The 26,960-nt window shown below is 59.7% G+C and carries 26 protein-coding genes and 4 pseudogenes; 10 read left to right on the forward strand and 20 right to left on the reverse strand.

Annotated features, from left to right (window positions below; all coding sequences use genetic code 11):
- Positions 1–30: 30 nt before the first annotated feature.
- The 3 genes from lhpH to C2L65_RS32785 all read left to right on the forward strand — a co-directional run bounded on the left by lhpH (position 31) and on the right by C2L65_RS32785 (position 3,193).
- Positions 31–1,038 (forward strand): trans-3-hydroxy-L-proline dehydratase, encoded by a 1,008-nt coding sequence (gene lhpH / locus C2L65_RS32775; protein WP_042306023.1) that lies wholly within the window; start codon positions 31–33, stop codon positions 1,036–1,038.
- 252 nt (positions 1,039–1,290) lie between these two features.
- Entirely contained in the window at positions 1,291–2,031 is a 741-nt protein-coding gene (locus tag C2L65_RS32780; protein WP_042306104.1) for a FadR/GntR family transcriptional regulator, read from the forward strand.
- A gap of 151 nt (positions 2,032–2,182) precedes the next feature.
- Positions 2,183–3,193: an Ldh family oxidoreductase gene (locus tag C2L65_RS32785; RefSeq protein WP_042306022.1), complete on the forward strand. Its 1,011-nt coding sequence runs from the start codon at positions 2,183–2,185 to the stop codon at positions 3,191–3,193.
- A 419-nt stretch (positions 3,194–3,612) separates the two neighbouring features.
- Here C2L65_RS32785 and C2L65_RS32790 read toward each other — a convergent pair whose 3' ends face one another.
- The 11 genes and pseudogenes from C2L65_RS32790 to C2L65_RS32845 form a co-directional block, all read right to left on the reverse strand.
- The gene (locus C2L65_RS32790) at positions 3,613–4,005 is read right to left on the reverse strand and encodes a VOC family protein (protein WP_042306021.1); all 393 of its coding nucleotides are present in this window, start codon (positions 4,003–4,005) and stop codon (positions 3,613–3,615) included.
- An 85-nt stretch (positions 4,006–4,090) separates the two neighbouring features.
- Complete coding sequence (locus C2L65_RS32795; RefSeq protein ID WP_042306020.1) at positions 4,091–4,519, reverse strand: Ohr family peroxiredoxin; 429 nt, start codon at positions 4,517–4,519, stop codon at positions 4,091–4,093.
- Between the two features lie 44 nt (positions 4,520–4,563).
- Entirely contained in the window at positions 4,564–5,037 is a 474-nt protein-coding gene (locus tag C2L65_RS32800; RefSeq protein ID WP_042306103.1) for a MarR family winged helix-turn-helix transcriptional regulator, read from the reverse strand.
- Between the two features lie 182 nt (positions 5,038–5,219).
- Positions 5,220–5,648, reverse strand: coding sequence for an Ohr family peroxiredoxin (locus tag C2L65_RS32805; protein ID WP_042306019.1), 429 nt, complete (start codon positions 5,646–5,648; stop codon positions 5,220–5,222).
- Between the two features lie 420 nt (positions 5,649–6,068).
- Positions 6,069–6,548, reverse strand: a complete 480-nt coding sequence (locus tag C2L65_RS32810) for a DUF3331 domain-containing protein (RefSeq protein ID WP_233446701.1) — start codon at positions 6,546–6,548, stop codon at positions 6,069–6,071.
- A gap of 272 nt (positions 6,549–6,820) precedes the next feature.
- A pseudogene (locus C2L65_RS32815) lies at positions 6,821–7,779 on the reverse strand (cupin domain-containing protein).
- A gap of 156 nt (positions 7,780–7,935) precedes the next feature.
- Positions 7,936–8,229 (reverse strand): MarR family winged helix-turn-helix transcriptional regulator, encoded by a 294-nt coding sequence (locus C2L65_RS47325; RefSeq protein WP_427910213.1) that lies wholly within the window; start codon positions 8,227–8,229, stop codon positions 7,936–7,938.
- Between the two features lie 275 nt (positions 8,230–8,504).
- Positions 8,505–8,896: pseudogene (locus C2L65_RS32825) on the reverse strand (VOC family protein).
- A 145-nt stretch (positions 8,897–9,041) separates the two neighbouring features.
- Complete coding sequence (locus C2L65_RS32830; RefSeq protein WP_042306101.1) at positions 9,042–9,488, reverse strand: OsmC family protein; 447 nt, start codon at positions 9,486–9,488, stop codon at positions 9,042–9,044.
- A gap of 205 nt (positions 9,489–9,693) precedes the next feature.
- Positions 9,694–10,140, reverse strand: a complete 447-nt coding sequence (locus C2L65_RS32835; protein ID WP_042306017.1) for an OsmC family protein — start codon at positions 10,138–10,140, stop codon at positions 9,694–9,696.
- 811 nt (positions 10,141–10,951) lie between these two features.
- Positions 10,952–12,661, reverse strand: a complete 1,710-nt coding sequence (locus tag C2L65_RS32845) for a purple acid phosphatase family protein (RefSeq protein WP_081920832.1) — start codon at positions 12,659–12,661, stop codon at positions 10,952–10,954.
- A 414-nt stretch (positions 12,662–13,075) separates the two neighbouring features.
- On the opposite strand from C2L65_RS32845, the gene C2L65_RS32855 reads away from it, so the two are divergent.
- Together C2L65_RS32855 and C2L65_RS32860 are read left to right on the forward strand one after the other, a co-directional pair.
- On the forward strand, positions 13,076–13,378 hold the full coding sequence (locus C2L65_RS32855) for a hypothetical protein (RefSeq protein ID WP_042306099.1): 303 nt from the start codon (positions 13,076–13,078) through the stop codon (positions 13,376–13,378).
- Between the two features lie 108 nt (positions 13,379–13,486).
- Entirely contained in the window at positions 13,487–14,656 is a 1,170-nt protein-coding gene (locus tag C2L65_RS32860; RefSeq protein WP_042306014.1) for a pyridoxal phosphate-dependent aminotransferase, read from the forward strand.
- Positions 14,657–14,673: 17 nt separating this feature from the next.
- Here C2L65_RS32860 and C2L65_RS32865 read toward each other — a convergent pair whose 3' ends face one another.
- Positions 14,674–15,480: an alpha/beta hydrolase gene (locus tag C2L65_RS32865; protein WP_042306013.1), complete on the reverse strand. Its 807-nt coding sequence runs from the start codon at positions 15,478–15,480 to the stop codon at positions 14,674–14,676.
- A 123-nt stretch (positions 15,481–15,603) separates the two neighbouring features.
- Positions 15,604–15,819, reverse strand: a complete 216-nt coding sequence (locus C2L65_RS32870) for a hypothetical protein (protein WP_042306012.1) — start codon at positions 15,817–15,819, stop codon at positions 15,604–15,606.
- A gap of 229 nt (positions 15,820–16,048) precedes the next feature.
- Here C2L65_RS32870 and C2L65_RS32875 point away from each other — a divergent pair, with 229 nt between their 5' ends.
- Complete coding sequence (locus C2L65_RS32875) at positions 16,049–16,813, forward strand: ParA family protein (RefSeq protein ID WP_042306011.1); 765 nt, start codon at positions 16,049–16,051, stop codon at positions 16,811–16,813.
- Between the two features lie 113 nt (positions 16,814–16,926).
- Positions 16,927–17,655, forward strand: a complete 729-nt coding sequence (locus C2L65_RS32880; protein ID WP_042306010.1) for an OmpW/AlkL family protein — start codon at positions 16,927–16,929, stop codon at positions 17,653–17,655.
- A gap of 90 nt (positions 17,656–17,745) precedes the next feature.
- Here the strand turns inward: C2L65_RS32880 and C2L65_RS32885 are convergent, their stop codons facing one another.
- Positions 17,746–18,165, reverse strand: coding sequence for a hypothetical protein (locus tag C2L65_RS32885; RefSeq protein ID WP_042306009.1), 420 nt, complete (start codon positions 18,163–18,165; stop codon positions 17,746–17,748).
- Positions 18,166–18,350: 185 nt separating this feature from the next.
- The gene (locus C2L65_RS32890) at positions 18,351–19,127 is read right to left on the reverse strand and encodes an NAD(P)H-dependent oxidoreductase (protein ID WP_042306098.1); all 777 of its coding nucleotides are present in this window, start codon (positions 19,125–19,127) and stop codon (positions 18,351–18,353) included.
- An 85-nt stretch (positions 19,128–19,212) separates the two neighbouring features.
- Between C2L65_RS32890 and C2L65_RS32895 the strand changes: the two genes are divergently transcribed.
- Together C2L65_RS32895 and C2L65_RS32900 are read left to right on the forward strand one after the other, a co-directional pair.
- Entirely contained in the window at positions 19,213–20,106 is an 894-nt protein-coding gene (locus tag C2L65_RS32895; protein ID WP_042306097.1) for a LysR family transcriptional regulator, read from the forward strand.
- 186 nt (positions 20,107–20,292) lie between these two features.
- Complete coding sequence (locus C2L65_RS32900) at positions 20,293–20,961, forward strand: RraA family protein (protein ID WP_042306008.1); 669 nt, start codon at positions 20,293–20,295, stop codon at positions 20,959–20,961.
- A 110-nt stretch (positions 20,962–21,071) separates the two neighbouring features.
- On the opposite strand, the pseudogene can reads toward C2L65_RS32900, so the two are convergent.
- From can to C2L65_RS32925, 5 genes and pseudogenes are all read right to left on the reverse strand, one after another.
- Positions 21,072–21,695 (reverse strand): annotated as a pseudogene (gene can / locus C2L65_RS32905) (carbonate dehydratase); the annotation flags it as partial.
- 111 nt (positions 21,696–21,806) lie between these two features.
- On the reverse strand, positions 21,807–22,841 hold the full coding sequence (locus C2L65_RS32910; protein ID WP_042306007.1) for an L-idonate 5-dehydrogenase: 1,035 nt from the start codon (positions 22,839–22,841) through the stop codon (positions 21,807–21,809).
- Between the two features lie 112 nt (positions 22,842–22,953).
- Positions 22,954–23,189, reverse strand: a pseudogene (locus C2L65_RS46760) (NAD(P)(+) transhydrogenase (Re/Si-specific) subunit beta); the annotation flags it as partial.
- Between the two features lie 82 nt (positions 23,190–23,271).
- Positions 23,272–24,342 (reverse strand): porin, encoded by a 1,071-nt coding sequence (locus C2L65_RS32920; RefSeq protein ID WP_103254614.1) that lies wholly within the window; start codon positions 24,340–24,342, stop codon positions 23,272–23,274.
- Between the two features lie 165 nt (positions 24,343–24,507).
- Positions 24,508–25,716: an aspartate transaminase gene (locus tag C2L65_RS32925; RefSeq protein WP_042306005.1), complete on the reverse strand. Its 1,209-nt coding sequence runs from the start codon at positions 25,714–25,716 to the stop codon at positions 24,508–24,510.
- Positions 25,717–25,999: 283 nt separating this feature from the next.
- Here C2L65_RS32925 and nac point away from each other — a divergent pair, with 283 nt between their 5' ends.
- On the forward strand, positions 26,000–26,926 hold the full coding sequence (gene nac, locus C2L65_RS32930; protein WP_042306004.1) for a nitrogen assimilation transcriptional regulator NAC: 927 nt from the start codon (positions 26,000–26,002) through the stop codon (positions 26,924–26,926).
- Positions 26,927–26,960 lie beyond the last annotated feature (34 nt).

Here is a 26,960-nt window from a genome sequence, read left to right on the forward strand (position 1 = left end):
AATCGGCAACAGCAAGCGGACGGAGTATCTATGCGAATCACCAGGACACTGAATACGATCGAGATGCACACCGGGGGTGAGCCATTTCGCATCATCACCAATGGTTTCCCGCGTCTGGTAGGGCAAACCATCGTAGAGCGACGGGAATGGATTCAAAAACATGCCGATCAGCTACGCAGCGCCATGATGCTGGAGCCTCGAGGCCATGCTGATATGTACGGCGGGTTCCTCACTGAGCCCGTAAGTGAGGGCGCGGACTTCGGGATCATCTTTACCCAGAACAAAGACTACAGCCCCCACTGTGGACACGGCACCATTGCGCTGGCTACCGCCGCAGTCGAACTGGGATGGGTGGAGCGCACATCGCCGGAGACGCGCGTAGGCATCGACGCACCCTGCGGATTCCTCGAAGCTTTCGTCCAATGGGACGGTGAAAATGCAGGAAATGTGCGGTTTGTGAATGTACCGTCATTCGTCTGGAAAAAGGACGTCACCGTCAATACGCCGACGTTTGGTTCTGTATCGGGAGACATCGCTTACGGCGGCGCGTTCTATTTTTACGTTGATGGCGCGCAGTACGATATGGCGGTAGGCGAAAACAACGTTGATCGACTGAAGCAGTTCGGTGACGAGATCACCCAGGCGACTAACGCAGCGTTTGACATTGTTCATCCAGAGATTCCGGAGATCAGAGGGCTCTACGGCACGATCATTTCGAATGCGCCTCGTCATCCGGGATCGACTCAGGCGAACTGCTGCATCTTCGCCGACCGTGAAGTTGACCGTTCGCCGACAGGGTCCGGAACCGCAGGACGCGTCGCTCAGCTCTACCATCGTGGCAAGCTACCGTCGGATGGAACGCTCGTCAACGAGTCGATCATCGGGACGATCTTCAAGGGCCGCGTGCTTGGTGAGACGAAATGTGGTGAATTCGATGCAGTGATTCCCGAGATCGAAGGGAACGCATTCATCTGTGGCTACGGGACGTGGTTGATCGACGAACGCGACCCTCTGACCTACGGATTCCTGGTCCGATAGACGGGCAGATTCCGGACGCTGCTTTGATGGCAACTGCCGCACTGACACGAGACCTTTTGCCCCATCTCCTTGGAGCCTTCGCGGCGCATTCTGGAACGGAATGCAGCCGCGTTTTTTGCCTTGCGTTAGCCACTGAGAGCACTTCATGAGCGGTCGAATCAGGAAATGGCACTATGCAGCCGCGATGCATGATAATTATTCGTCAATGGCAGGTATCCCCGCATCGGGCGTCCGGAAATGAAAGGAAGTGAGATGGGTACGACACGGCAGGATCTTGAATCGAATTTCAGGCCTTTGCAGATCTACGAGCAGGTCGAAGAGAAGATCAAGGAGGAAATCCGCACGGGACGGTTCGCAGCCGAATCCCGGTTGCCATCGGAGCGTGAACTCGCGGCGCTCTATCGGGTCGGTCGGCCTGCGGTTCGAGAGGCGATCGGAGCGCTCCAGAATGAAGGTCTCGTTGTTACGAAGCGGAATTCTGGCACCTACGTCGCACCAGCGGCGTCCGAGCGCCTGCTTAACGGGGGCAGCGAAGATGGCGGTCAGAATGCGGAGCCAGATTTCAGTCCAACGGGGACGCTCGAAACGCGATTCATCCTTGAGCCAGCGATCGCACGTCGAGCCGCCGCCCGAGGCAAGCGCGATCGTCTGGCTGAGCAGTACCTTGCGGAGATGGAGACAATTCACGACATCACCAATCTCGAGGAGCGCGCGCTGTGGAATAACAGCGATAGGTTATTCCACCGGCAATTGGCGGTTATGACCGGTGACGCTTTGCTCGTCAAGATCGCAGACGAGGTAGCGAAGACAATGGATCAGCCGTTGTGGAAACGGCTAAAGGACGATGCGATTTACGATCCGCTACGGATACGCCTATACGCATCTGAGCATCGGCTTATTTACGAGTCAATCGTGAGCGGTGATGCTGACGCGGCGGGATTCTATGTGGAGCAACATATCAAGCGAGTGCGACGGGATATTGCGCCCAGGTAGAGCCGGCTTGATTAATCAGTTGGCCGCGCACATTCCACCATCGTCGACGAAATCGCAGCGGTGATGATCGCGATGAACATCACTAGTAGCCGGATACATATCGAACGCGAGTCGTTGGGTGGCTATCAACAAAAGACGGAATTCAGAAGACATGGCAGAAATAGTTCTCTCACTTGATCAATTGCACAAGTTGGCCTTCGACGTATTGGCATCCAATGGACTCAGCGCGCGTCAATCGGACGCGATGGCGAAGGTGCTCGTAGCGGGGCAACGGGACGATTGTCACTCGCACGGCGTATGGCGTCTCATTGGGTGCGTAAAAACGCTGAACATGGGCAAAGTCAATGCTGATGCCGAACCGCAGGTAATCGACGTATCGCCTTCGCTTGTCAAAGTCGACGCTCGTTTCGGGTTCTCTCCACTCGCATTTGAATTGGGGAGTCGGGTACTTGTTGAGAAGGCGAAGAAGTCAGGTATAGCAGCCTTGGCAATCAACAACTGCTTTCACTTCAGCGCTTTGTGGCCAGAGGTTGAGGCAATTGCGGCAGAAGGCGTCGCCGCACTAGCCATGACGCCGACCCATAGCTGTGTCGCGCCTGCTGGCGGCAACAAGCCGCTATTTGGAACAAACCCGATCGCGTTCGCCTGGCCACGTCCAGGTCCCTTTCCGTTTGTGTTCGACATGGCTACAAGCAGAATCGCCCGAGGCGACATCGAGTTGCACAAGCGGTCCGGCTCAAAGATTCCGGGCGACTGGGCGATCGACGAAAACGGTCAAGCTACCGACGATCCCGACAAAGCGTTGCGGGGTGCCATGCTCACGTTCGGCGGCTATAAGGGATCCGCGCTGTCGGCAATGGTGGAGTTGCTGGCTGGGCCGTTGATCAGCGACATGCTCAGCCCGGAGTCGCTCGCTTTCGACGAAGGCGTGGGAGCGGCCCCTTGTCACGGCGAAATTGTTGTCGCTTTCGATCCTGCGGTCTTCGCCGGCGCCGACCCTACGGACAACCTGAGGCGCGCTGAGACTCTGTTTGAAGGAATCCTGGGTCAGGGCGCGCGTCTGCCATCCCAACGTCGATATGACGCGCGACAACGCAGTCTTCAACATGGAGTGTCACTCTCGAAAGAGCTTTATGACGAACTTTCCCGATTGATTTCGTAAGACCCGTTAAGTGATTGCGACGGATCATTTTGACTTTATGTCTCAAGTGTCGTGACTGTCGAGCACGGACAAGGTACCAGCACATCGCTTGCGAATGTCCCGTCAGCGATTGCAAGCGGAAGTTCGCCGTATCCTATCGACCGGCAGAATCGGGTCGAGACGTGCCTATTGCAGCGAGGCTGCTACCGACGTGAGATGGTAGCGGCGCGTGAGGCCGCGTGCGTTAAGGTCTATTCGATGCCTGCCATCGGCCGTCGGTCGCCTCAAACGTCACTCGGACGTTCAGGCGTCCGGTGACGCCGCAAACGGGGCATCCAATGACATGCAAGCCGGCTGCATGTCTGAACGTGCCGCGTAGGCTCGTTAGCGCGTCCCGATCCGCGGTTGCGAGACCGCCTTTTCTCAGGCTCGCCCGCGTGTCAGCAAAGCTCGCGATAAAGCGCGCTCAGTTTGTTGTCGTCCGGATCGCGAAGATAGGCGAGATACAAACTACCGCCCTCGGCATCGCGCACTCCCGGTGGGTTCTCGACCGACCTGCCGCCATGGGCGACCCCAACGGCATGCCAGAGATCGACCTCGGCCGCCGACTTACACGTAAAGCCGATCGTGCCGCCGTTGGAATGGGTAGCAGGCCGACCATCCAGGGGCTGGGTGATGATAAAAAACGCAGTGTCCGCACGATAGACATAGCGACGCCGTTTCTCATTGTCGTCATTGATTCCATCGCCATAGCCAAGCGCGCCGAGCACGGCATCATAGAACCGCTTTGCTTTTTCCAGGTCGTTGGTGCCGACCACTACATGACTGAACATCGTATCCTCTTTAATCAAATGCCGTTTGCGGGGAGGCGCGCTTTGGTATCGCGCCTCCCCGTGTCGAATCAACTATCGCGACGCATCACACTAGGTTGATCGCGACGTCGATGTTGCCGCGCGTCGCCTTCGAGTACGGGCACATCTCATCTGCGGCGTGAACGACAGCCTCGGCGACCTCGCGCACAAAACCCGGCATGCTGACGTCGACGCGCACCTGGAGGAAATAGTCGGCACCGGTCATACCCAGATCCACTTCGATATCGAGCGCCAGATCGGACGGCAGCGCAATCTTTTTCTCCTTGGCGGCAAGTCCGAGCGCGGTGATGAAACAGGCCGACCATGCGCCCGCGAACAGTTGCTCCGCGGTCGGATGCGGCTGGACGGCCGTAAATGCGTGTTTCGGATGCGCATCGTTGCCGGGTGCGGAGAGTTCGAGGCTGAGGCGGCCGTCGCGACCGGTCACTGTCGTGTGGGTCTTGCCTGTGAGTAAAATAGTTTCGATCCTGGTCATTGTGTCGATTCTAATTGGTTGGCATTCAGCAAATCAGTCTTGTGTCAATCAGGCGCTAGTCGGGAGAGACGGCGAGCGAGCGCGAGATTGTCGCGCAGCATTGCGATGGCTTTCTGGACTTTCGCGAACTCGTCGGGCGGTAGTCCCGTCGCCGCGGCGAGACTCATACCAAGGCCTTTTTCCCGCAATCGTCGTCCACTTTCTGTAATGCTAACCAGAACCTTTCGCTGGTCGTGGTCATCACGGTGGCGTTCCAGATAACCCATCGTCTCAAGCCTTTTCAGTATGGGGGTGAGTGTGTTGTATTCCAGAAAGAGTTTTTCTCCCAGACCACCGACGGTCTGGGGGGATTCCTCCCAGAGCGTAATGATCGCTATGTATTGCGTATAGGTAAGCCCTAACTCATCGAGAATCGGTCTATACGCCTTGCCAAACGCCAGGTTCGCCGAATAGATGGTAAAGCACAAAAATTCAGAGATCCTCGCTTCGACTTCGGGCGGATGGCATAAGGCTTTCATGTACATCTACGTCCTTTTCATAAGCACTGCCCAGTGGCAGCGTGCGCTCAATGCGACCACTGCAGATTTCGGGACCATGTCCCCGTGAGATTTGCTTTCATATGAATCTTCTTGAAAGAGCTGTTTTTCTGAAGGTGCATCTTCACGTCGCGCCCCTACGTCGGACGACTTACCGCGACGCATCACACTAGATTGATCGCGACGTCGATGTTGCCGCGCGTCGCCTTCGAGTACGGGCACATCTCATCTGCGGCGTGAACGACAGCCTCGGCGACCTCGCGCACAACACCCGGCATGCTGACGTCGATGCGCACCTGGAGGAAATAGTCGGCACCAGTCATACCCAGATCCACTTCGATATCGAGCGCCAGATCGAACGGCAGCGCGATCTTTTTCTCCTTGGCTGCGAGTCCGAGCGCGGTGATGAAACAGGCCGACCATGCGCCCGCGAACAGTTGCTCCGCGGTCGGATGCGGCTGGACGGCCGTAAATGCGTGTTTCGGATGCGCATCGTTGCCGGGTGCGGAGAGTTTGAGGCTGAGGCGGCCGTCGCGGCCGGTCACCGTCGTGTGGGTCTTGCCGGTGAGCAGAACAGTTTCCATCCTGGTCATTGTGATTTCCTTGATAGTTTGGATATATATCGCGTGCGATAAAAGCGCATGCGTTAATAATGATGGTGGGACTTTGCAAAGTCAATTGCGCACTAATTAATTGTGTACAAATCTATGTTGCTGCAAGAGGACATCATCGAAGGCCGCTCAATAGCAAAGCTCGCCGACTGTTCTGCGGGCTTTATTACGGCTACGGCGGCGATCCGCTAGTCGCCGAATTCAGACCTTCACAGCGTGACCTTTTGAAGGAAACGCTGATAAACCTCCGGCGGCAATGGTTGCACTTGCATTGGCGGTAAAGCGACGCCGACTCATGCTGTGTGTCATACGTGTTTAGGCTTCTGGATTGGGTTGCGAAGGATCCGCGTGGGGATCCAAGTTCAGGCGCTGGGTCTATCGCGCTTTGTCGGGTCAAGGCACTCAATCGAACGCGATCTCTTTCGCTTTCGGTACGGTGTTAGCGAGAATCATGTCGAAGGCGTTCCTCGGTGCGGCGCTGCCGCGCCGGAGCGGCCGGAATACAGGGTCACCGCGCCGCACGAACTTGCCCGTCAGTCCACAAACACCCGTGGTGCGGGCAAACCCGGCGCGCCACGTCTGCTCTACATACCGGCCGAGTCTGGAATCGCTCCATGAAACCAGAATCGTGCAGGTCGTTTGCCATTCGATGCGGTTAATCGATGAAGAGTTGGCCATCGCAGACGTCATCGATTTACAACCTTCGGGCGGGCAGTCTTTGGCGGGTGTCTGCATGGGATCAATTTTAGATATTGCACAAATGTGCAAGCTTCCGACGATGTGAGTCCACGGGTCGATCGTCGCCGCGCGGTGCCACAGCAGATCTCCAGTGCCTGGCATCCGTCCGCCGGGAAAAACGGAGGTTTCAATATGCATCGTCATTCGAACCTTTCGATTCAACGACTACTTATTTTCAACGAGTGGCGCCGCGATGACTGCAGTCTTCATGATCGATTCTCCCCAATCTATTGTTGAATAATGATTCGCATGCGATAGAAGCGCATGCGTCAAATGATGCGGGAAAAAATTCAATCGGTCAATAGCATGCGATTCCATCGCATGCGATATATATGGGCGCCGGACCTATCGATGGCAGAAGGCGCTACCCAGCCTGGCGAGATCAACGGCTGAAGATTGCGTGCGTGGGTGCGTTGTTATTCTGTGGCCGCTCGGTGAAGTTGCCGCCAGTCGCCGGGCGTCACTCCCATTCGCTGAGTGAATACCCGCCGAAAGGCAGACACCGACTGGTATCCGACAAGATCTGCAACGGCCTCGTGGACGAAGTGGATTTTCGCAGGGCATTTGCCGCTGCGCTCATCCGTATATCGGTTAGCAGATCCATCGCGGAACGGCCCAGACTGGCCTGGAAATGCCGTTTGAACGTGGCGCTCGACATGCTGCAAAGTCCGGCCAGTTCAGGAAGCGTCCATGCTCGAGCTGGCTCGCTGAACATGGCAGCGGCGGCCGGTGCGAGCCTTGGATGGGCGGCAAGCGCCAGCACCCCGGTGTGCGCCTGACCAGCCTCGCCCGCTGCCCGTAGCGTCAACGCAAACAGGGCAGAAGAGAGCGCGTTTAGCACGGCGCCGTTGCCCACTTCGTTGTCCATCGCTTCGGCACGCATCAGCGCGACCAGTCGGCTCAGGCGTTCGGCTTGCGGCAGACTTTGTGTAGCGATGCCGATATCTTCGGTGCGAACCACGAGTTCCAATGGCAGGTAGCTCCGGATCAATCGGTCATGAGGCGGCGCGACGATAAATCGCCCGCACAACATATCGAATGCCTCGCCGTCGCCGCTACTTTCGTTGATAAGGAGACTGCCCGATGTGCGAACCTTGGTCGGTGCCGGTGCGCCGCCGCTGCCGTCGTGTAATACGTGCGCCGAACCGTGCGGCAGCAAGGCGATGTCGCCTGGCCGCAGTTCGCAGGTTGCGCCGCTTTCCCGGTTCTCGAATACGGCCCTTCCCATTAGTACGACGTGGTACGGCATTTCTTGCGCTCCGGCCTGAGCGTATTCGATTGCCCACGGCGTTCGCATTGCACAGCGAACTTCCACTTTCCCCGTGATGGTCACGAGTTCCATGAAACGGGTGAGCCAGTCGGTCTGATCTTGCATATCGGACCTCCTTGTTTGATCTCTGTAAGACGACTATCCCGCACTCAGTTGCTGTGTTCGACAAGCGCAACGAGCTCATTCCGCAGCGCCACGACAGCCTTTTGTGCATTTGCGAACTTGTTCGGTGCCAGGCCCGCCACTGTGAGAGATTCGTCGTCAGGGCTTTTTCGCACAAGTATCGCCCGCTTTTGTCAGGAGGATTCGCACCTGACGCTCGTCTCCAGGGTCACGCTGCCTTTCCAGGTAGCCCATCCTCTTGAACTTCTTCAAGATCGGCGTAAGCGTGTTTGATTCAAGAAAAAGCCGTTCGCCCAGTCCTCCGACGGTCTGATTGTCTGTCTCCCACAGCGCAACGAGTGTGATGTATTGCGTGTAAGTAATCCCAAGCTTATTGAGTATCGGCTTGTATGCTTGCCAAGCGCCAGGTTCGCGGAGTAGGCCGCAAAGCACAGGTAATCGGAAAGCCTGAGAATTGCTCGTGACAGTTGATCAGGGGATTTCATCTGTGTCCTCTCGAACCCGTGCCTGACATTTCGCAAGATTTACGAAAGATCAACCGATGAAAAATAATAAACCGCGAGGGCGCAAACACTTCGAGTACAACCGGTTATCAACTACACCGAACTGGGCTGTCCCGCTTCGCGTAGAGGTCTTGTGGCGCCCCCGAGCTTTCCGCGCTGGGGCACCCACTGGTTGAGCATTCGCTGTATGCCCAATCGTTCGCCTCAAACTGGCGCGTGATACAGAGCACCAAGCTTGTTGCCGTCTGGATCTCGCAGATAGGCGAGATAGAGGTTGCCGTATACGGTCTGACGTACCCCGGGTGGAGCTTCAGCCGAAGTTCCGCCATTGGCGACTCCCGCGGCATGCCACTGGTCTACCTGCTCGGTCGACTGGCAGGCAAAACCGATGGTTCCACCGTTGGCGGAAGTGGCGGGCTGACCGTTGATCGGCTGGGTGATGATGAAAAGCGTCGTCTCGGCACGATAAACGTAGCGCCGACGCTGATCATTGTCATCGCTAAGGCCTTCGCCATAACCGAGCGGGCCTAGCAGCGCATCGTAAAGCGTTTTGCTGCCTTCAGGTCGTTGGTGCCGACCACTACGTGACTGAACATGGTTTCCGTCCTGCTGAATAAATAGACGACACCTCATCCGATGCTGTGGCCGACGCGCACGAAGAGCGACAATGCGCGGCGGTTCCGCTGGCGAGGGATTTACGGTCAAGCGGTATGTGAAGAGGGTATTGCGCCCCTCGTCCGATTACGCCGTAACGACGTTCGTGACGACTCCGATGTTGCCGCGCACCGCCTTCGAGTATGGGCAGATCTGATGGGCAAGGTGAGCGATTGACTCCACGACTTTCTGGTCGAGGCCCGGCACGCGGACAGTGAACTGGGCGCCGAGGAACCACGCGGGACCGGTCTGCCCGATGTTAACCTTGATGTCGACCGAATAATCGGGCGGCAACGTTACTTTCTTTAGCTGGGCGGCCATCCCGAATACGGTGGTGTAACAGGCCGACCAGGCACCAGCAAAGAGCTGCTCGGCTCGCGGATGCGGCTCAGTTGCGATGAACTCGAGGTGCTCAACGCCGGGGGCTGTCAATGTGAGGTCATAGACGCCAAATTTGCCGCCCTGGCGATCAGCATTTCGATTGACCGTGGCGTGAGTGTTACCGAAAGCGAGGACTTTCTCGATCTTTTCCATGATGGATTCCTTCATAACTATGAATATAAAAACTGTTTAAATCGCTACCGATTTGATCGCGCGCGATTTATACGAAAGCAAAAAAATGAAACTGCAGGGCGAACCCAAGTAAGTTGCAAGCGCGATGCAATAGACAGGAACGAAAGCTCTGTGCTGATCCACTGTTTCCACAAGGCAATGCCTGAGATGCGCGTACGTTGTCCGATCACGCCGTGACCACGTTGAGGCCGACCTCGATGTTGCCGTGAACAGCCTTCGAGTAAGGGCAGATCTGATGAGCGAGAAGTGCGATGGATTCGACGGTTTCCGATGCCAGACCTGGTGCGCGGACGGTGAATTGCGCGCCGAGGCAAAACCCGTTACCGATCGAGCCAATGCAGACCTGGATGTCGACGGAATAGTCCGAAGGCAGGTTGACCTTCTTCATCGATGCGGCAATCTCGAACGCGCTGATGTAACAGGCCGACCACGCACCCGAAAACAGTTGTTCGGCCCGCGGGTGCAACTCCGTGCCGATGAACTGGTGGCCTTCATCGCCATCAGCAGACAAGTCGAGGTTGAGGACGCCATGCTCACCGCGTTGGATATTGGGGTCGTGATTGACGGTAGCGTGGCTATTGCCCGAGAAGAGGACTTTATCGATCGTGGTCATGTTGAATTCCTTTCGATGCGTGGATAGGAGACGCCACTTTAAATTGAGGTGTTGCGCTCGCCGAGTCGCGAATGGCTCGAAGGCGTGCTCGAAAGGATCAATCCGTGACTGACGGTATTAGGGCTCGACGAATTGCCGACGGCATAACCTGCCTCATTGGCGATCGGTACCGCTCGACCTGTCTACCCGGCACCGCCATGCATTTCCATGAACGGCTGCGGCGCGCCGCGTCCGCGGGCGCCGCGCGAACTGCACCAGGATGTTCAGCCCTTTGGGGCTCCAGCGAGCGGAGGGGCCGTGTCATCGTCGCCCACTCACCCTAGCGTAGGCAGGGGTTCGAGCGGCAGAAATGGCTCGATTTCACCCACTGACCAGGCAGGTAGTTCCCGTTCGATCGGACTATGTGACCAATGACTGATCTGCATCGTTGAACGGCCACTGCGCGTCGCTCGTTCAACGTCCGCTGAGGCCGAGCGGCTGACTTCGGGCGTCCGCCGGGTTCCGAGGTGGCTCGCAAGCTCGAATGATTGCATCACGCGTTTAAGCGAATGACAGCTATTGTCCGGTTGCGCCCGCTCAGCCACGACGCCATAAAACGGCCGCGAACGCACGGCCAATCCGTTCAAACGGCGACGCATCGTGAAACCGGCGAGCGTCAAACTGATTTCCGGCGCAAAGCGCAGGCGCGAGCCTGTGCTTTGCGCGACGTTCCTGATCGTCAAGGCGAGCAAGAACGTAGCCGTGTTTGACGCAGCCCGTCGAAGTCACGCGCTTCGCCTGATCATGCTCGAAGGCGACTCATCGAATTCAGTCAGCGTCGGCGCGGTTTCTCAAACACGATGGTCTCGAACAACTCGTAGTTGGCGGTCGCATTCTGATCCGCGCCCGGCGCGTGGTAGTAGTTCATCGTGATCGACGTGCTGCCATGGCGTTCACCGGGATCGACATCAAACACGGCGATACCGTAGCCGGTGCCGGTGTCTCTCTGTGCGGACCAGATTGCGTCTTCCACCGCATCGGCGGCGGGCCGGACGAACACGCCCGCCGCTGCGCCCGCGACAGGGTGGTTTGGCCTGGTGAAGACCATCGCCTGTGGCAGGCCCGTTCCCGCGTCGGTGCCGTAGACGTCGAGCGGCGCACTGGTGCCGCCACCGCCAAGAATCAGATGCACGGTGCCGCGCGAAGTGTCGACGGGGTCATTCGCGCGGTGCGACGTCGGGACGGGGCGCGGTTGCAGGGTGTCGACGCGATCACCGGTGGTTGCGTCGCGGCCTGCGTAATGATTGCAGCCGCGCACCGGATGGCTGCGCTCATAGTCGTGGTCGTGGCCGCACAGCACGAGATCAACGCGGTATTGGTCGAACAGCGGCAGCCACGCCTCACGGATGCCCTTGTCCGAGCCATTGCCCGTCTTCGATGAACTGAGCGCGTCCTGATGCATCTGCACGACGATCCAATCGATCCCTTCATCGTGCGAGGCCTCGCGTAGTGTGCGTTCGAGCCAGCGCGTCTGTTCGCCATTGCTGTAGCCCCGCACATAGAACGACGTTCCTGGCTTGATCGGCGGATGACCGGTGCTCGCCGTGGGCACCAGCGCCGACGGTCCTGCGACGAATGCAGCTGCGTCCTGGTACACGACGTCGTCCGCGTCCAGCGAGATGAACAGAACGGAACTCACGCGAAAGCTATACCAGCGCCCCGGAAAGCGCGTGCCGTTGTGCGGCAGCGTATAGCGCGTGAGATACGAATCAAAGCCTTGCGCACCGTTGTTGAATTCGATTTCGTGATTGCCGGGGCACGGCATCCACGGACGATTCGCCGACGACGACTGATTGTTGTTGCCGAAGTCGCGCCAAACGTCGGGCTGATGCGTCGGGTTCAGGTTCGCGTAGCACAGGTCGCCGTTGAGCAGGTGAAAGAGCGGCTGGAAACGTTCGACGGCCTGCACCGCGAAGCGGCTTTGCGGCGACGACAGCACCCAGTTGGTGTTGGGTGTCGCGAGATCGCCATAGCTCGTGAAGCGGAACGGCGCGCGGCCGTGCGGCGCGGTCTTGAACGACGCCGAGAAGGGCGTGCCCGCGTTGCTGTCGTTATCGGCGGTGACTTCGTATTGATACGTGGTCCCCGCATTCAGGCCGTGCAGACGCGCGTGATACGTGAACACGACTTCGCCATTCAGGCCGTCCGTGTAGGTGCGTTGAACGGCGTGAACGGTTTCCTTCCTGTCGCCGGCTGCGCCGAAGCGCACGTGCGGATTCGCAGCGGCCGCCATCGACGCCCATGACACCACGACTTCGTTCGTGGGATCTTCGCCCCATGTGAGATGGACCTGCTCGGGCGTGCCATCGGGTGTCGACGGATCGGCTTTGGCGGCGCCCGCGAACGTGTTCGCGGCGCTGGCGAATCCCGATGCGCCCGCGAGCTTCAGAAAGCCACGGCGCGAGAAAATGGCGGACTGCGTGGCGGCCTGCGTGTTGTCCGGTTCGTCCGGCGTTGTATCGGGGGAGTTCTTTTTCGACATGTCTTTTGTTCTCGCTTGGGAAGGCAAGCGACGCGCGAATACGCAGCGGCGCGGGCGCGTCGGCGCTGGAAAGGAACGGGAAGGAAGCGTCATTCCGGGCAACACGATATTCCCAAACCTGTTACCTCGCTGTGACAGCGCGATCACGACGCATGCACGTTTGCGGCTGGCGCGGGTGTTGTAATGGGCGCACACATGACAAGGCAATTGAACGCCGACGTTACACTTTCTCCCTGCACACGGTGAATCTCGCCGCGGAATTCACGTTTGCTTACACACGCACACATTTTCCCAGTGCGATTTGCATAGAGTGTCTCCCGAGATACGAAGCCGGGAGAGCACGATGAAAGCAACTATCACCCTGACGATGTCGCACCGCTTGCGTCGAACCGTACTTGCTGGATGCTGCTGATCATGGCGGGCGCATATGAACCGTCATCTGACGACGATGTGATCGTCAGCGTCGAGGAGCAGCCGTCGTCGAAGGGGACGTGCGTGACCGTGCAGACGAACGGCAAATCGATGTCGGCCGAATACAGCGAACTGACGGGACAACTGTGCCTGAGACGGGACGGCGTGATGGTGCAGGAATGGTTTCCGCCGCATTCGTGGTTCGCGATTGCATCGGTGGCAGGCGCGAGCGGTTGGGGTACGCAGCCTAGTGCGGAAGACCTGCATGCGCTGATTCGCAATGAGTTGATGGCGAGGCGGGGGTAGGGCGCTTGCATCGCGTCGATCACGACGCCAACCCAACGCAATAGTATGATGCCCCGCATATCCGTTGATTCAGCGATGAACTCAGCCTGATGCGAGGAGGGCAGCACCGTGACAGTCTCCCGTTTGCGCAATATCCCGGGCATCGGCGTCGACAGAATGGGTGACGCTGCCGACGCAACGAAGAATCGCAACATCTTACGGCTCGAGAACCTCGACACCGACCTGAGGCCGCCCGCCGAAGCAATCCGCCGCACGCATGAAGCCGTCGACGATGACGACGCGAACAGCTATCTGCCGTTCACCGGGCAGACAGCGTTGCGTCAGGCCGTCGTCGCGCGGATGAAGCAGTCGACAGGTATCGACTACGACGCCGGCAGCGAGTGCATCATTTCCGCGGGCGGGCTCGCGGGCATTCTCAACGTGCTGTTGTCAATCCTAGAACCGGGCGACGAAGTCGTGCTGACCGACCCCACGTACGCGGGCCTCATCAATCGCGTGCTGCTCGCGGGTGGCGTGCCGAAGTTCGCGCGGCTCCTGCCTTCCACCGATGCTTGCGCCGATGGCTGGCGGCTCGATCTCGAATCGTTGGCGAGCGCAGTCGGGCCGCGCACGCGCGCATTCCTCATCATGTCTCCGTCGATGCCGAGCGGCTTCGTCGCCAACGAAACCGAATGGCACGCAATCGCCGATCATTGCCACCGTACTGATGCGTGGCTCGTCTACGACGCCGCGATGGAGCGCATCCTGTTCGACGGGCGTAGCGTCATTCATCCCGCGTCGTTGCCGGAGATGCGCGAGCGCACCTTCACGGTCGGCTCCGTATCCAAGGAGTACCGGATGATCGGCTGGCGCGTGGGCTGGATCGTCGGTCCCGAACGCATCATGAGCGACGTGCGGCTGACGAGTCTGTCGAACGTCGTTTGCCAGGTCGGTATCGGCATGCCGGGTGCGACGGCGGCGCTGACGTGCGCAGACGATGGTGTCGCGCAAGCGGTCGCCGTATGGCAGGCGCGGCGCGATTTTCTGTTGAGCGCGTTGCGCGATCTGCCGTTGGTGCGTCCCGATGGCGGATGGTCGCTGCTCATCGACACGGCGCAGTTCGGCATCGCGCCGTCCGATGCGTCACGCCTGCTGCTCGAAAAAGGCGAAGTCGCCGCGACGCCGATGAACGGCTGGGGTCCGCAAGCGCAACGGTATCTGCGCTTCGTGTTCGCCAACGAATCCGTCGAGCGTCTCACGGATATCCGCGAGCGTGTGCGCGCGGCGTGGAGCGTCTGACGTACCGGAGAGCGCGTTCAATCCACGTGTAGCCAGCTCAGCACCTGGCGCCATTGCGTATCATGCATCGCGCCAAACCAGTCGTCGTGATGCGCGTCCGGCAACACCATCAGCTGCGCGCCGGAATGCGCGCTCGCCAGCCGTTGAGCATGAACGATCGGAATCAGCGAGTCTTGCTGCGCAGCGATCACGACAACCGGTCCACTATAGCGTTCGAGTGCGGCCACAGAATCGAATGGATCGTGCAGCATCCAGCGCACGGGAAATAGCCAGTACTTTTCCCCTGCGACGCTCGCGAGCGTGTCCCATGGCGTAATGAGCACGACGCCCGCAACCGCGGCTTCGTTGCCTTTGACGGCTTGCGCCGCCATGCCCGCGCCGAGCGACTCGCCCACCAGATAAACGGGTCCGCTCCATTGCGCGCGCGCTGCGACGAGCGCGTCTCGCGATGCCGCCAACGCCGCCAGCATCGTGCGCTTGCCTTGACGGTTGCCTTGCCCCGGATATTCGACCATCACGACGCGAAAGCCATCGCGTACGAAGACTTCGGCAACGGGCAGCTTGTTCTCCGCTGTTTCCGCGTTGCCGTGAAAGAGGACGAACGTGCCGCGCGGCGCTGTAGCGGCAGGCGTTGCGACATAGCCCGCGTAGAGTCCGTCGACATGCCACGGCTCGACGTCATAGGCGCCGTGATGCCCCGTCGGCGTGCCGGGGATATCGAGCGGCGCAGGCAGCAGCATGCGGTCCTGCATCAGATAAAGCGCGATCAGCGCGACCACGTACGCGACGAGCGCGAGGCGGACGCAGAACTTGATCATCGACATGTCCGTGTCCGTCACAGGTTGTCATTCTTCTGGATCAACAACACGACGAGCCGTCGAAACCGATGCCGGCTTCGAACAGCTCGTCGTGGACTGGTCTATGCCCGTCGCAGCGGGCGAGGGCGGTTACGCGTGCGCGTGACGGTCCTCGGTGATGGCCTTCAGGCGGGCGTCGCCTGCGTCTTTCGCGGCGGCTCGGGTCGAGTACTTTTCGTCGGAAACGAGCGTGCGTTTCACTTCGCGCGCACCGAAATCGATCAGTGCAATCACCCACACAAAATCGCCCGCCTGCTCGGCCGTTTGCACGAAGGCGCGCACGTCGCCCTTGTCTTCTGCTTTCATCGTGACCTCCTGATATGTTCGCGCAATAGATGGCGCACATCCAGCATGACCGATGCCCGGCACGGTATTGCGGGGCGTTCGGCCGCGATGCGCCTGAAACGATTCTAGGCCATGAAATCGTGTCATACGACCTGCGTGTCGTCCACGCGCTTTATGGCGCGGCTCGCCCGGTAGTCTGGCTGATGTATGCTGCTGGTTTTTCGGGCAGATCGACAGCAAGAGGGGACATATGCGGCGCGTCGTATTCAATCAGAAGGGTGGTGTCGGTAAATCGACCATCGTATGCAACCTGGCGGCGATCAGCGCGCGTGAAGGGCTGCGTACGCTCGTGATCGATCTGGATGCGCAAGGCAATTCGAGCCAGTATCTGCTTGGCCCGCGGGCGAGCGAAGTCAATCCCACCGTGGCCGGTTTCTTCGAAACGGCGTTGACGTTCAGCTTCAAGCCCGTCGACGTGACGTCGTTCATTCATCCGACGCCATTCGACAATCTCGACATCATGCCCGCGCACGCGGATCTCGACACGCTGCACGGCAAGCTCGAGTCGCGCTACAAGATCTACAAGCTGCGCGATGCGCTCAACGAACTCGACATGTACGATGCCGTCTACATCGACACGCCGCCTGCGCTGAATTTCTACACGCGCTCCGCGTTGATCGCCGTCGAGCGTTGTCTGATTCCGTTCGACTGCGACGACTTCTCGCGCCGCGCGCTCTATACGCTGCTCGATAACGTGAAGGAAATCCAGCAGGATCACAACGACGCGCTGCACGTCGAAGGCATCGTGATCAACCAGTTCCAGCCTCGCGCGAGCCTGCCGCAGCAACTGGTCGACGAACTGGTGAGCGAGGGCTTGCCCGTGCTCGATTCGCGGCTGTCGTCGTCCGTCAAGATCAAGGAATCGCACCAGCACGCGAAGCCTGTGATTCACCTCGATCCGCGGCACAAGCTCTCGCTCGAGTATCTGGCGCTGCATCGCGAGCTGGCGGGTTAGCCGGGGCCAATCCTTACCAGATTCCAGAGACAACTCACCAGATTCGATCTATCGATTAGCACGGTCGTACGCATAGAATCGCCTCCAGACCAACACAACAAAGGAGGAGATCGATGAGGCCATACCGGGCTATCACCCTTGCGGCCGCGTTGCTGACGGGCTCGGCCGCGCATGCGCAGAGCGCGGGCAGTTTCGTGGCGAATGTCGGCTGGTTCCACCTCGCGCCGCAGTCGTCGAGTCAACCGTTCAGCATCAATGCGCTTGGCTCGACGACGACCGCGAGCGGGTCGGGCGCCAGTGTCGACGGCGCCGATACCGTGGGGTTCACGGCGACGTATTTCATCACCGATCACATCGCGGCAGAAGGTGTGTTCGGCGTGCCGCCGAAATTCACGCTGTCGGGCACGGGCACGCTCGCGGGACTCGGCGAACTGGGCAAGGCGTATGAGTGGAGCCCGACGCTGTTGCTGAAGTATTACTTCAACGACGCGCAAAGCCATTTCCGTCCGTACCTCGGTGCAGGCGTGGCCTATGTCTGGTATAGCGGCGTGAAGCTCAGTTCGGCGATGTCGAGCGGCGCGTTTCTTTATTCTTCGACTTATGGCACCGCGCTTGAAGGGCAGACATCGGCGAAGTTGAGCAGTTCGTTTGCGCCCGTCATCAACGCGGGCTTCACGTACAACTTCGACAAGCACTGGTCGGCGGGCGTGTCGCTGTCGTATATGTGGCTATCGACCCGCGCCACGCTGACGACGCATTCGAGCGTCGGCACGGTGACGAGCACGTCGAAACTCCACGTGGATCCTATCGTTTCATTTGTGTCGGTCGGGTATCGCTTCTGACCTGAGCTTTAAAGTCGTTCTCCAAAAAAGGCAACCGGGGGCCCGTCGATCGACGGGCCTTTGGCTTTTGGCGAACTGCAATGCGCGACGTCAGTAATCTTCGACAAGGGCGTTATCCAGGCCGAATGACTTCAATATCCTGAGTGTACGGTCGGAGACGACGAGCCGCGAGTCGTCGGCAATGCCGAGATCGCTGCGTCCCGCCGTGCCCGTCACGCATAGCCATAGAAATTCCGGCAATATCCGCTCCGGATAAATTTCTTTAAAGGAGTCGCTAACCGTTATTTCAACTTCGCGGCATTCGAATCCGCTTGCGCCGGCTTCATTCAACGCCTTGGCGGCTTCGCGCGTGATGATCAACGCAGGGAAGCTCTCCAGTAGCGCATCGCCCAGCCAATTGATAATCTGGTAATGCAGTTTGATGACGGTTGGCGGATGGATGTCCGGATCCAGCACGGTATCCTTTCCAAGGCCGCCAGCGACTTCGGGTTCGACATAGTAAAACGCCATATCGCATGGAGATCGGAGTGATCGCTAGTTTTGGCTCACATTCCGGTTATAGCATAATAGGGATCAGAAATATTTTCTCGATGCGAAAGGCGATGTAATAACGCAGAGTATTTCGGAAATATTACGCATCGCGCATAGAGCCCGATTGGCGGAATTGACCGTGGGTCATTGCACGAGCGTATTCGTCAACCGAGATGCGCGGCGAATCCTGCTTTGCCGGGCGCGATATCGTCGCGTAACGTGAGGGCGGGAATCTCGTATGCCCCGGCATTCTGCGGATGAAATGGAATGGGCGGCACCGTCCATAGATTGTCCAGACGTTGCCCGAGCGTATCGCAAGTGGTTTTGTATCGAGCTTCGTCCATCTTGCCGGTTTGGTAGGTCACGAACGGCGGCAGCACGTCGAAGCCCGGGTAGTACAGAATCCCATGATGAATCGGGAACAGGATATCGTCGATGGGGCCGTTGATGCCGCGCGGACCATAGTGCGATTCCCAACCGCCCGTCGTCACGATCAGCATGGCGCGCTTTCCTGCCAGTGTGCCTTCGCCATAGCGGTCACCCCAGCGCGCGTCGGAATGCTCGCCGACGCCATACGCGAAGCCATACGCATACACGCGCTCCACCCAGCCTTTCAGGATCGCAGGCATCGAGAACCACCACAGCGGAAATTGCAGGATCACCGTGTCGGCCCACAACAGCTTCTGCTGTTCCAGTGCGATGTCCTCGCTTTGCAAGCCGTTTTCAAACGCGTGTTTCGAATCGAGGCTTGGGTCGAAGCGTTCACCGATGGGCGGGCTCACGCTGTCGCTTGCATCGAGCGGTGCCTTCCAGTTCATCGCGTACAGATCCGACACCTGCACGGTGTGTCCGCTTTCCTCCAGACGTGCGACCGAAAAGTCCTTCAGCGCGCCATTCAGCGAGCGCGGTTCTGGGTGAGCATAGACGAGTAGTACATTCATGATTCGATCTCCGTGATTCACGGAACGCAGCATAAGCAGCGCTCAGGTATATTGGAAATGAATTTCTGATATGTCCGGTATTGCGATGAATAATCTCAGACGGTTGGACCTGAACCTGCTGGTGACGCTCGATGCGCTCCTCTCCGAACATAATGTGACGCGCGCGGCAGAGCGACTGAACTTCTCTCAACCCTCGGTGAGCGTGCATCTGGCGAAGCTGCGCGAGATCTTTGGCGATCCGCTATTGCTGCCCGGTCCGCGAGGCATGCGGCCCACCGCGCGAGCGGACGAGCTGCGAGAGCCGTTGCGCGAAGCGCTCGATGCGCTGGAGCACGTCATGTCGCCTGCGAAGGCATTCGATCCCGCCACGGCGACGCAAACATGGCGAGTGGCGGCGACGGACTACAGCGAATCGACGGTGCTGCTGCCCGCGTTAAAGGCATTGCGCTCGGCGGCGCCGGGCACGCGGCTTTCCGTTGTCGAGATGGTGCCGCCGCGCATCGCAAAGCAGGCGGAACGAGGGGAAATCGACCTAGCTTTTCATACCAGTGACGAGTCGCCTTTGGGCATGCATCGCCGCGTGCTGTTCACGGAGCGTTATGTGCTGGCGGGCCGCGCGGGTCATCCGCGACTGAAACGTCGGCCGAAGCCGGCGCAATTCTGCGAACTGGAGCATGTGATCGTTTCGCCGGATGGCGGCGGGTTTCGCGGTGTCACGGATGAAGCACTCGGGCAACTGGGGCTCACGCGTCGTGTTGTGCTTTCCGTTCCGCACTTTCTGTTCGTGCTGTCCGTGCTGGCGAGTACGGATCTCGTCGCGATGGTGCCCGAGCGACTGGTTCGGAACATGAGTGCATTGCAGATCGTCAAGCCGCCTGTTGATGTGCCGGGCTATGAAATGGGGATGCTATGGCATGAGCGATGTCATCGCGACCCGGCGCATCGCTGGCTGCGCGAGCAGATTGCGAACGCTGCGTGAAGTCTCTTCCCTGTAATGTGGCGACGACACGAACATAAGACTTTCCTATTGCCCCAGAAGCATACAGTCTTTGCGGTGGATCACGGCACGGCATACCGTTATACCCGTGATGACTGCGCGAGGCTGCCCTGTCCGGCTGCAAGCGTCATCCATTTGCATTCTTCAAATGTGAGACGAACATCGACCATGTACAAGGCCATTCGAAAGAACTCCTCGGCGCCTCAAGCCGCCCGGGCACTCCTCGATACGCTGCGGGATATTCCTGTATCGGCATTGAGCGACAACATGCATCGCAACATCGGCACGGTCGGGCTCGCCCCGTACCATCGGCCTACGAAGCAGACCATGGCAGGCACAGCCGTCACGATGCGCTCTCGCGGTGGCGACAACCTGACCTATCTGCGCGCACTCGACTTCTGCCGTCCCGGTGACGTGCTGATCATCGATGCCGGTGGCGATCTGAACAACGCGGTAGTGGGCGGCATCTTGTCGTTCTACGCTGCGAGCGTCGGTGTCACTGGCCTCGTGATCGACGGCGCGATTCGCGATGTTGCGGAAATCCGCGAGCGTGAATTCCCTGTCTACGCACGAGGCGTCACGCATCGCGGGCCATACAAGGATGGCCCCGGTGAAATCAACGTTCCCGTGTCGGTGGGCGGCATGGTGGTCCACCCTGGCGATATCGTCGTCGGCGATCAGGATGGCCTGCTCGCCATTCCGCAGGTCGACGTCGAGATCGTGATCGAGAAGGCGCTGGCCGTGCTGGAGGCCGAAGCCGAAACGATGCGCGCGATGAAAGAGGGACGCTGGAATCGCGCATTCGTCGATGCACTCGAAGCGCGATGCAATAACTGAGCAGGTACGGTTCGAAACAAAAAAGCCGGCGTTTGCAAAGCAACGCCGGCTTTTTTGCCTATGTGAATTCGCCGTCGACTAGCCGCGCATCACGCGTTCAACGTATGAACCGCATTCGTTGCCGTCACAGCGAGATCGCGCAGGCGGCCATCGTGAACGCCATACACCCATCCATGAATGTCCAGCCGCTGGCCGCGTCGCCACGCATCCTGGACGATGGTCGTGCGGCACAGGTTGTTCACCTGCTCGATCACATTCAGCTCGATCAGACGGCGATGCCGCGCTTCGCCCACGGGCATGTCGGCAAGCGCAGCCGCGTGTTTGTCGTGGACATCGCGAATGTGCCGGATCCAGCTATCGGCCAGCCCGATGCGCTGTCCCAGCAGCGCCGCCTTGACGCCCGAGCAGCCATAATGGCCGACGACCATGATATGGCGCACCTTCAGTTGGTCAACCGCGAACTGGACCACCGACAGACAGTTGAGGTCCGTGTGCACCACGAGGTTCGCGATGTTGCGATGGACAAAGATCTCGCCGGGCGGCAATCCCGTGATCTGATTGGCAGGTACGCGTGAGTCCGAACATCCGATCCACAGATAAGCAGGTGCCTGCTGATCTTTCAGGCGCGCAAAATATTGTGGGTCGGTTGCGATCATCTGGTCCACCCATTGCCTGTTGTTGGCAAAGAGATGATCGACGCTGTCGCAAGAAGGCAGTCCCGGTACGGAAGACATGAGGGTCCTGTAACGCTATCGCAAGGCGATGGAAGGCAGAGAGGAAGCAGAGGAGAAAGCGCGTGACGGCAGGCTGCAGATGGCCAGGCGATTGCCGTCACGCATGGCGTTTCAATCGAACGTCACTAGCACTTTCATCGCTTTCGAGCGGTCGCCGGCTGTTTCGAACGCCTTGACCGATTGCTGATACGGAAACACGCCCGTGATCAGCGGCTTGACGTCGATGAGCCCTTTGTTCAGCAGTTCGACGGCGACGGCGAATTCTTCGTGGAATCGGAACGCGCCCCGCAGGTCGAACTCTTTGGCGACGATCACGTTCATCGGCAGCGCAATGTCGCCGCCCAATCCAACCTGGACAATCACGCCTCGCGGCTTCAATACGTCGAGCGCGCCGCGCAGCGCGGCAGCATTGCCGCTTGCTTCGAACAGCACGTCGAAGCTGCCTTTGTCGACGGCGAACGGTTGCAGTGCGTCCGGCGTTTCGGCGACGTTGAATGCCTGGTCCGCGCCGACTTTCAGCGCGCTTTGCAGCGGCAGCGCATTCACATCCGTCGCGACGATCGACGCAGCGCCCGCGCGGCGCGCGGCGGCCACGATCAACGCGCCGATGGGCCCGCAGCCCGTGACGAGTACGCGCTTACCGAGCATCGGGCCCGCGCGCCGCACCGCATGAAGCGCGACGGAGAGCGGCTCGGCCATCGCCGCTTCCGCATCGGAAAGCGAGTCAGCGACGACATGAGCCTGCGCGCGGTCGATCACGATCTCCTGACGAAACGCGCCTTGCACGTGCGGCGTGCGCATCGCACTGCCGTAGTAACGCATGTCGAGGCAGTGATTCTGCAGCCCCTGCTGGCAGTACTGACACGAACCGCACGGACGACTGGGACTGATGGCGATACGCGTGCCGACGGGCATATCGGTGACATTGGCGCCGACGCGTGCAACAGCGCCCGATACTTCATGACCGAGCACCATCGGTTCGCGGATACGCACGGTGCCGAATCCGCCGTGATTGAAGTAATGAAGATCCGAGCCGCAGATGCCGCCCGCCCGAACGCGGACCAGCAACTGGTTGGCCTCGGGTTCGGGCGTGGGTACGTCCTCGATGCGCAGATCCAAGGGTGCGTGAATAACAAGTGCGTGCATGATGATTGCCTGTGATAGTGAACGGCGCGAACTGTCCTCAAACGATAGCGGCGAATCGGAGCCGCGACAAAGACCGAAGTCATATGGACCGATAGTCGCCGCTTATGAATCGCTAGTCGAGCGACTTGCTCATGTATTCGATGACCTTTTTCGCGCCCGGGAACACCGTCATCGTTTTGTCCTGATAGAAGAGATCGTTCCGGCATGGCACGAAGCCATCGAACGCGTGTTCACGATCACGGTTCTTGCCTGGTACACGTCGAGAATGGGCATGCCGGCAATCGGCGACGACGGAACGGATTTCGCAGCGGGGTTGGCCACGTCGTTTGCGCCGAGCACGATCAGGACACGCGGCGTGTCCCAACACGAATGACGGGGAAGGCGTGAACGGGCGTCGCGAGAAGCGGCATCCTTGCGGACGCCGTCGGAATCAGAACTTGTGACGCAGCCCGATAGCGGCTTCGAACAGCGAGTTGAAGCCATAGAAGGGTTGATTCGAACCGGACGCGGCCGCCAGCGTCGTCCATGCGCCCGTCAGATGGTTGTAGTCGACGCCGACATAGACATCGGTGCGCTTGCTCAGCAGATAGTCGAAGGTCGGGCCACCCGTGATGCGCGTGCCGCTCTGACCCGCGTGATGCACGAAGTCGACATAGACGGGCAGGTCGAGCACCAGGGTAGGCGTGATGTAGTACTGCACGGCAGCGGAGAACGAGTCATTCCGATAGTCGGCAGGGTAGACATGGCTGTAGATATACGAGCCGTACAGCTTCGCGTTGCCGAATACATAGGTCGCGCCTGCCGTAAAGATCTTCTGCGAACTGTCGGGTATCGTCACGCCGAAGTAGGTGCTGCCGTAGGCCGTCGTCGACGGATTCAGGCCACCGATATTATTGACGATCTGATAAGCCGCCCCGACGCTCAACGGGCCATGGTCGTACGAAACGCTCACCGCGGGCGAAGAGTTCTGGTGGGTATTGCCCGCCACGCCGCCGAACGTATAGGCGCCTTTGACAGTGAAGCCTGCAATGACGGGTGACGTGTAGCGCACCGTATTGTCGAGGCGACCGCCGCCCGTCAGGCCCGCGCCCTGGAAACCCACCGTACCCGTGTAGTTGGCGAACGCGTAGATGTCGTGCGTCCAACCCGTTTCATGCACGAGCGTGTATTGCCGGCCTAACGTCACGGTTCCGTACTGGCTGCTCAAGCCGACGATAGCCGTGCGGCCGAACAGGCGCGCGGCGCCGGATGGCGTGGATTGCTGCGTTGTCCCGGTGTTCGGAGTAAAACCGCCTTCCAGCTGGAAAATCGCCGCCAGACCGCCGCCCAGATCTTCTTTGCCCTGCAGGCCCCAGCGGCTGCCCTGAATCTCGCCGCCGCTGCCCATCGTAAAGAGATGATCGCCCGCCTTGTTCTGGTGTGTGTCGAAGCGTATCGCTTCGTCGATGATGCCGTAGAGCGTGACGCTCGATTGCGCCCATGCCGAGCCGGACAGCGCCAATGTCGATATACTTAGTAAGCCTAATAGTATTTTTTTCACGAATAGATCCCCTTGCCGGTTGATAAAAAAGAATGCGCTATGCCGACTGCCGCGTCCTGACGGCGCGGCATGTCTTTATCTCGATGCAGCGGGCGTGCGTAACACGCCGCCGCTTCGGTCTCGCTCTCAGTCGAGTGCGGCGACGGCGGCTGCGATCTTCCGGCAGCCTTCGTCGATGATGTCGATGCTCGTCGCAATCGACATGCGGAAGAACGGCGACACGCCATAGGCCGATCCGGCGACCAGCGCGACGCCTGCCTGTTCGAGCAGATACAGGACCACGTCGGCGTCGCCTTCGAGGCGTTTGCCTTGCGGCGTCGTGCGTCCGATCATGCCGCCACAGTTGACGTACAGATAGAACGCGCCACCCGGCGTCTTGCAACTGATGCCGGGAATCGCGTTGAGCGCTTCGAGCGCGTGATCGCGGCGCTGCCGGTAGGTGTTGACGGATTCGGCGACGAAACTCTGGTCGCCCGTCAGCGCGGCGAGCGCCGCCGCCTGGCTGATCGTGCAGGCGTTGCTGGTCGATTGCGACTGCAAGGTGTCCAGTGCCGCGATCAGGTCGGCGGGACCGGCCACGTAGCCGATGCGCCAGCCCGTCATCGCATAGGTCTTGGATACGCCGTTGACCACCAGCGTGCGCGACGCGAGTTCGGGCTCGATGGCGAGCAGATGCTGCGAGGGCCCGCCGTCGAAACGGATGTGCTCGTAGATGTCGTCCATCATCACCAGCACCTGCGGGTGACGCAGCAGCACATCGGCGAGCGCGCGCAGTTCCTGCGCCGTATAGGTCGCGCCGGTCGGATTGGTCGGGGAATTGATGATCAGCCAGCGGGTGCGCGCGGTGATCGCTTTTTCGAGGATGGCGGGCGTGAGCTTGAAGCCGGTTTCCTCGGTACAGGGCACGATGACGGGCACGCCGTCGCACGCAAGCGTCATGTCAGGATAGGAGACCCAGTAGGGCGCGGGAATCAGCACTTCGTCGCCGGCTTCGACCGTGACGGCGAGCGCGTTGAAGATCGCGTGCTTCGCGCCACACGTCACGATGATGTGCTTCGGGTCGTACGTGAGGCCGTTCTCGCGCTGCAGCTTCGCGGCAATCGCCGCGCGCAGCGCGGGCGTGCCGGCTGTCGGCGTATAACGCGTTTCACCGCGCTCCATCGCTTCGAATGCAGCCTTCCGGATATGCGCGGGCGTGTCGAAATCGGGCTCGCCGACCACGAGGTTGACGATGTGTTTTCCCTGCCGCCGCAATTCTGCGGCGCGATCGGCGGCTGCGCTGCTGGGTGATGGCTTGATCCGCTGGACGCGGGCGGCGATGCGCGATGCACTCACACTTGACTCCTCAACGGCATTTGATGAGGCTTCACATTAAGCGTGCGAAAAACTTCAAGCCAAGATGACTTTCTGCTGGGGCAATAACATCCACTTATGATGCGGCGCGACGTTCGACTGTCGGCGCGCGTGCTCAAAACGCACGCACAGGCTGGTTTCGCGCGGCTTCCAGGGCGATGAGCGGCGACGTCGGATGAACGGGCGCAACGATTTTGAGGACTGTGCGGCGAGCGGAGCTTGCCCTATCATTGTTGCAATCCGTCAACCCTGAGATCCGATTACCGTGAATCTGCGGCGTTTGAAGTATTTCGTGAAGATCGTAGATATCGGCAGTCTGACCCAGGCCGCCGAAGTGCTGCACATCGCACAGCCCGCGCTGAGCCAGCAGCTCATTACGCTCGAAGATGAATTCCAGCAGCAGTTGCTGGTGCGCACGAAGCGCGGCGTGACTGCTACCGAGGCGGGCGCCACGCTGTACCGTCACGCGCAGCTGATTCTCCGCCAGTACGAACAGGCTCAGGCCGACGTGAAAAGCGCCGGTCAGACCCTTTCCGGACAGGTCTCGGTCGGACTTGCACCGGGCACGGGCGCGTCGGCGTTGTCGTTGCCGCTGTTGCGCACGGTGCGTGCGCGGCACCCGAACATCCTGCTTTACATCAACGAGAACTTCGGCACCACGCTCAGCGAGCTGATCATGAATGGCCGCATGGACATGGCCGTGCTGTATGGCGACAAGCCCGTGCATGGCCTGTCGTTCCAGCTGCTGATGAACGAGGAACTGTTTCTGGTCGCGCCGCGCAGCATGGGTATCGTGCAGGAGAAGATCGCCGTCACCGACCTGCGTGACGTGCCGCTGCTGCTGCCGCGTCCGTACAACTATCTGCGCAAATACGTCGACGAAGGCTTCGCGAGCGTGCAGATGATGCCGAACGTGGTCGCCGAAATCGAGTCGGCATCGACGCTGTCGGCGGCCGTCAGCGCCGGGATCGGTGCGACCATCCTGCCTGAATCGACCGCGCGGGTGGTGGCGGCCGCGGGTGACATCGTGCAGTCGCGGATCGTGTCACCCGTCATCAAGATCCCGCTGTCGGTCTGTCTGTCCGACCATTTGCCGCTTTCCGAGCCCGCCGCCGCCGTCAAGGACATCCTGCTGGAACTGGCCGGCGACCTCGCGCTGGGCGTGCGCGCCATGCCTGGCGCGGATACATAAGCGCGCCTTATCGCTACAAAGCCAAACCGTCTTG

Origin of the sequence: Paraburkholderia terrae, from assembly GCF_002902925.1 — a bacterium.
GTDB classification, from domain to species: Bacteria; Pseudomonadota; Gammaproteobacteria; order Burkholderiales; family Burkholderiaceae; genus Paraburkholderia; species Paraburkholderia terrae.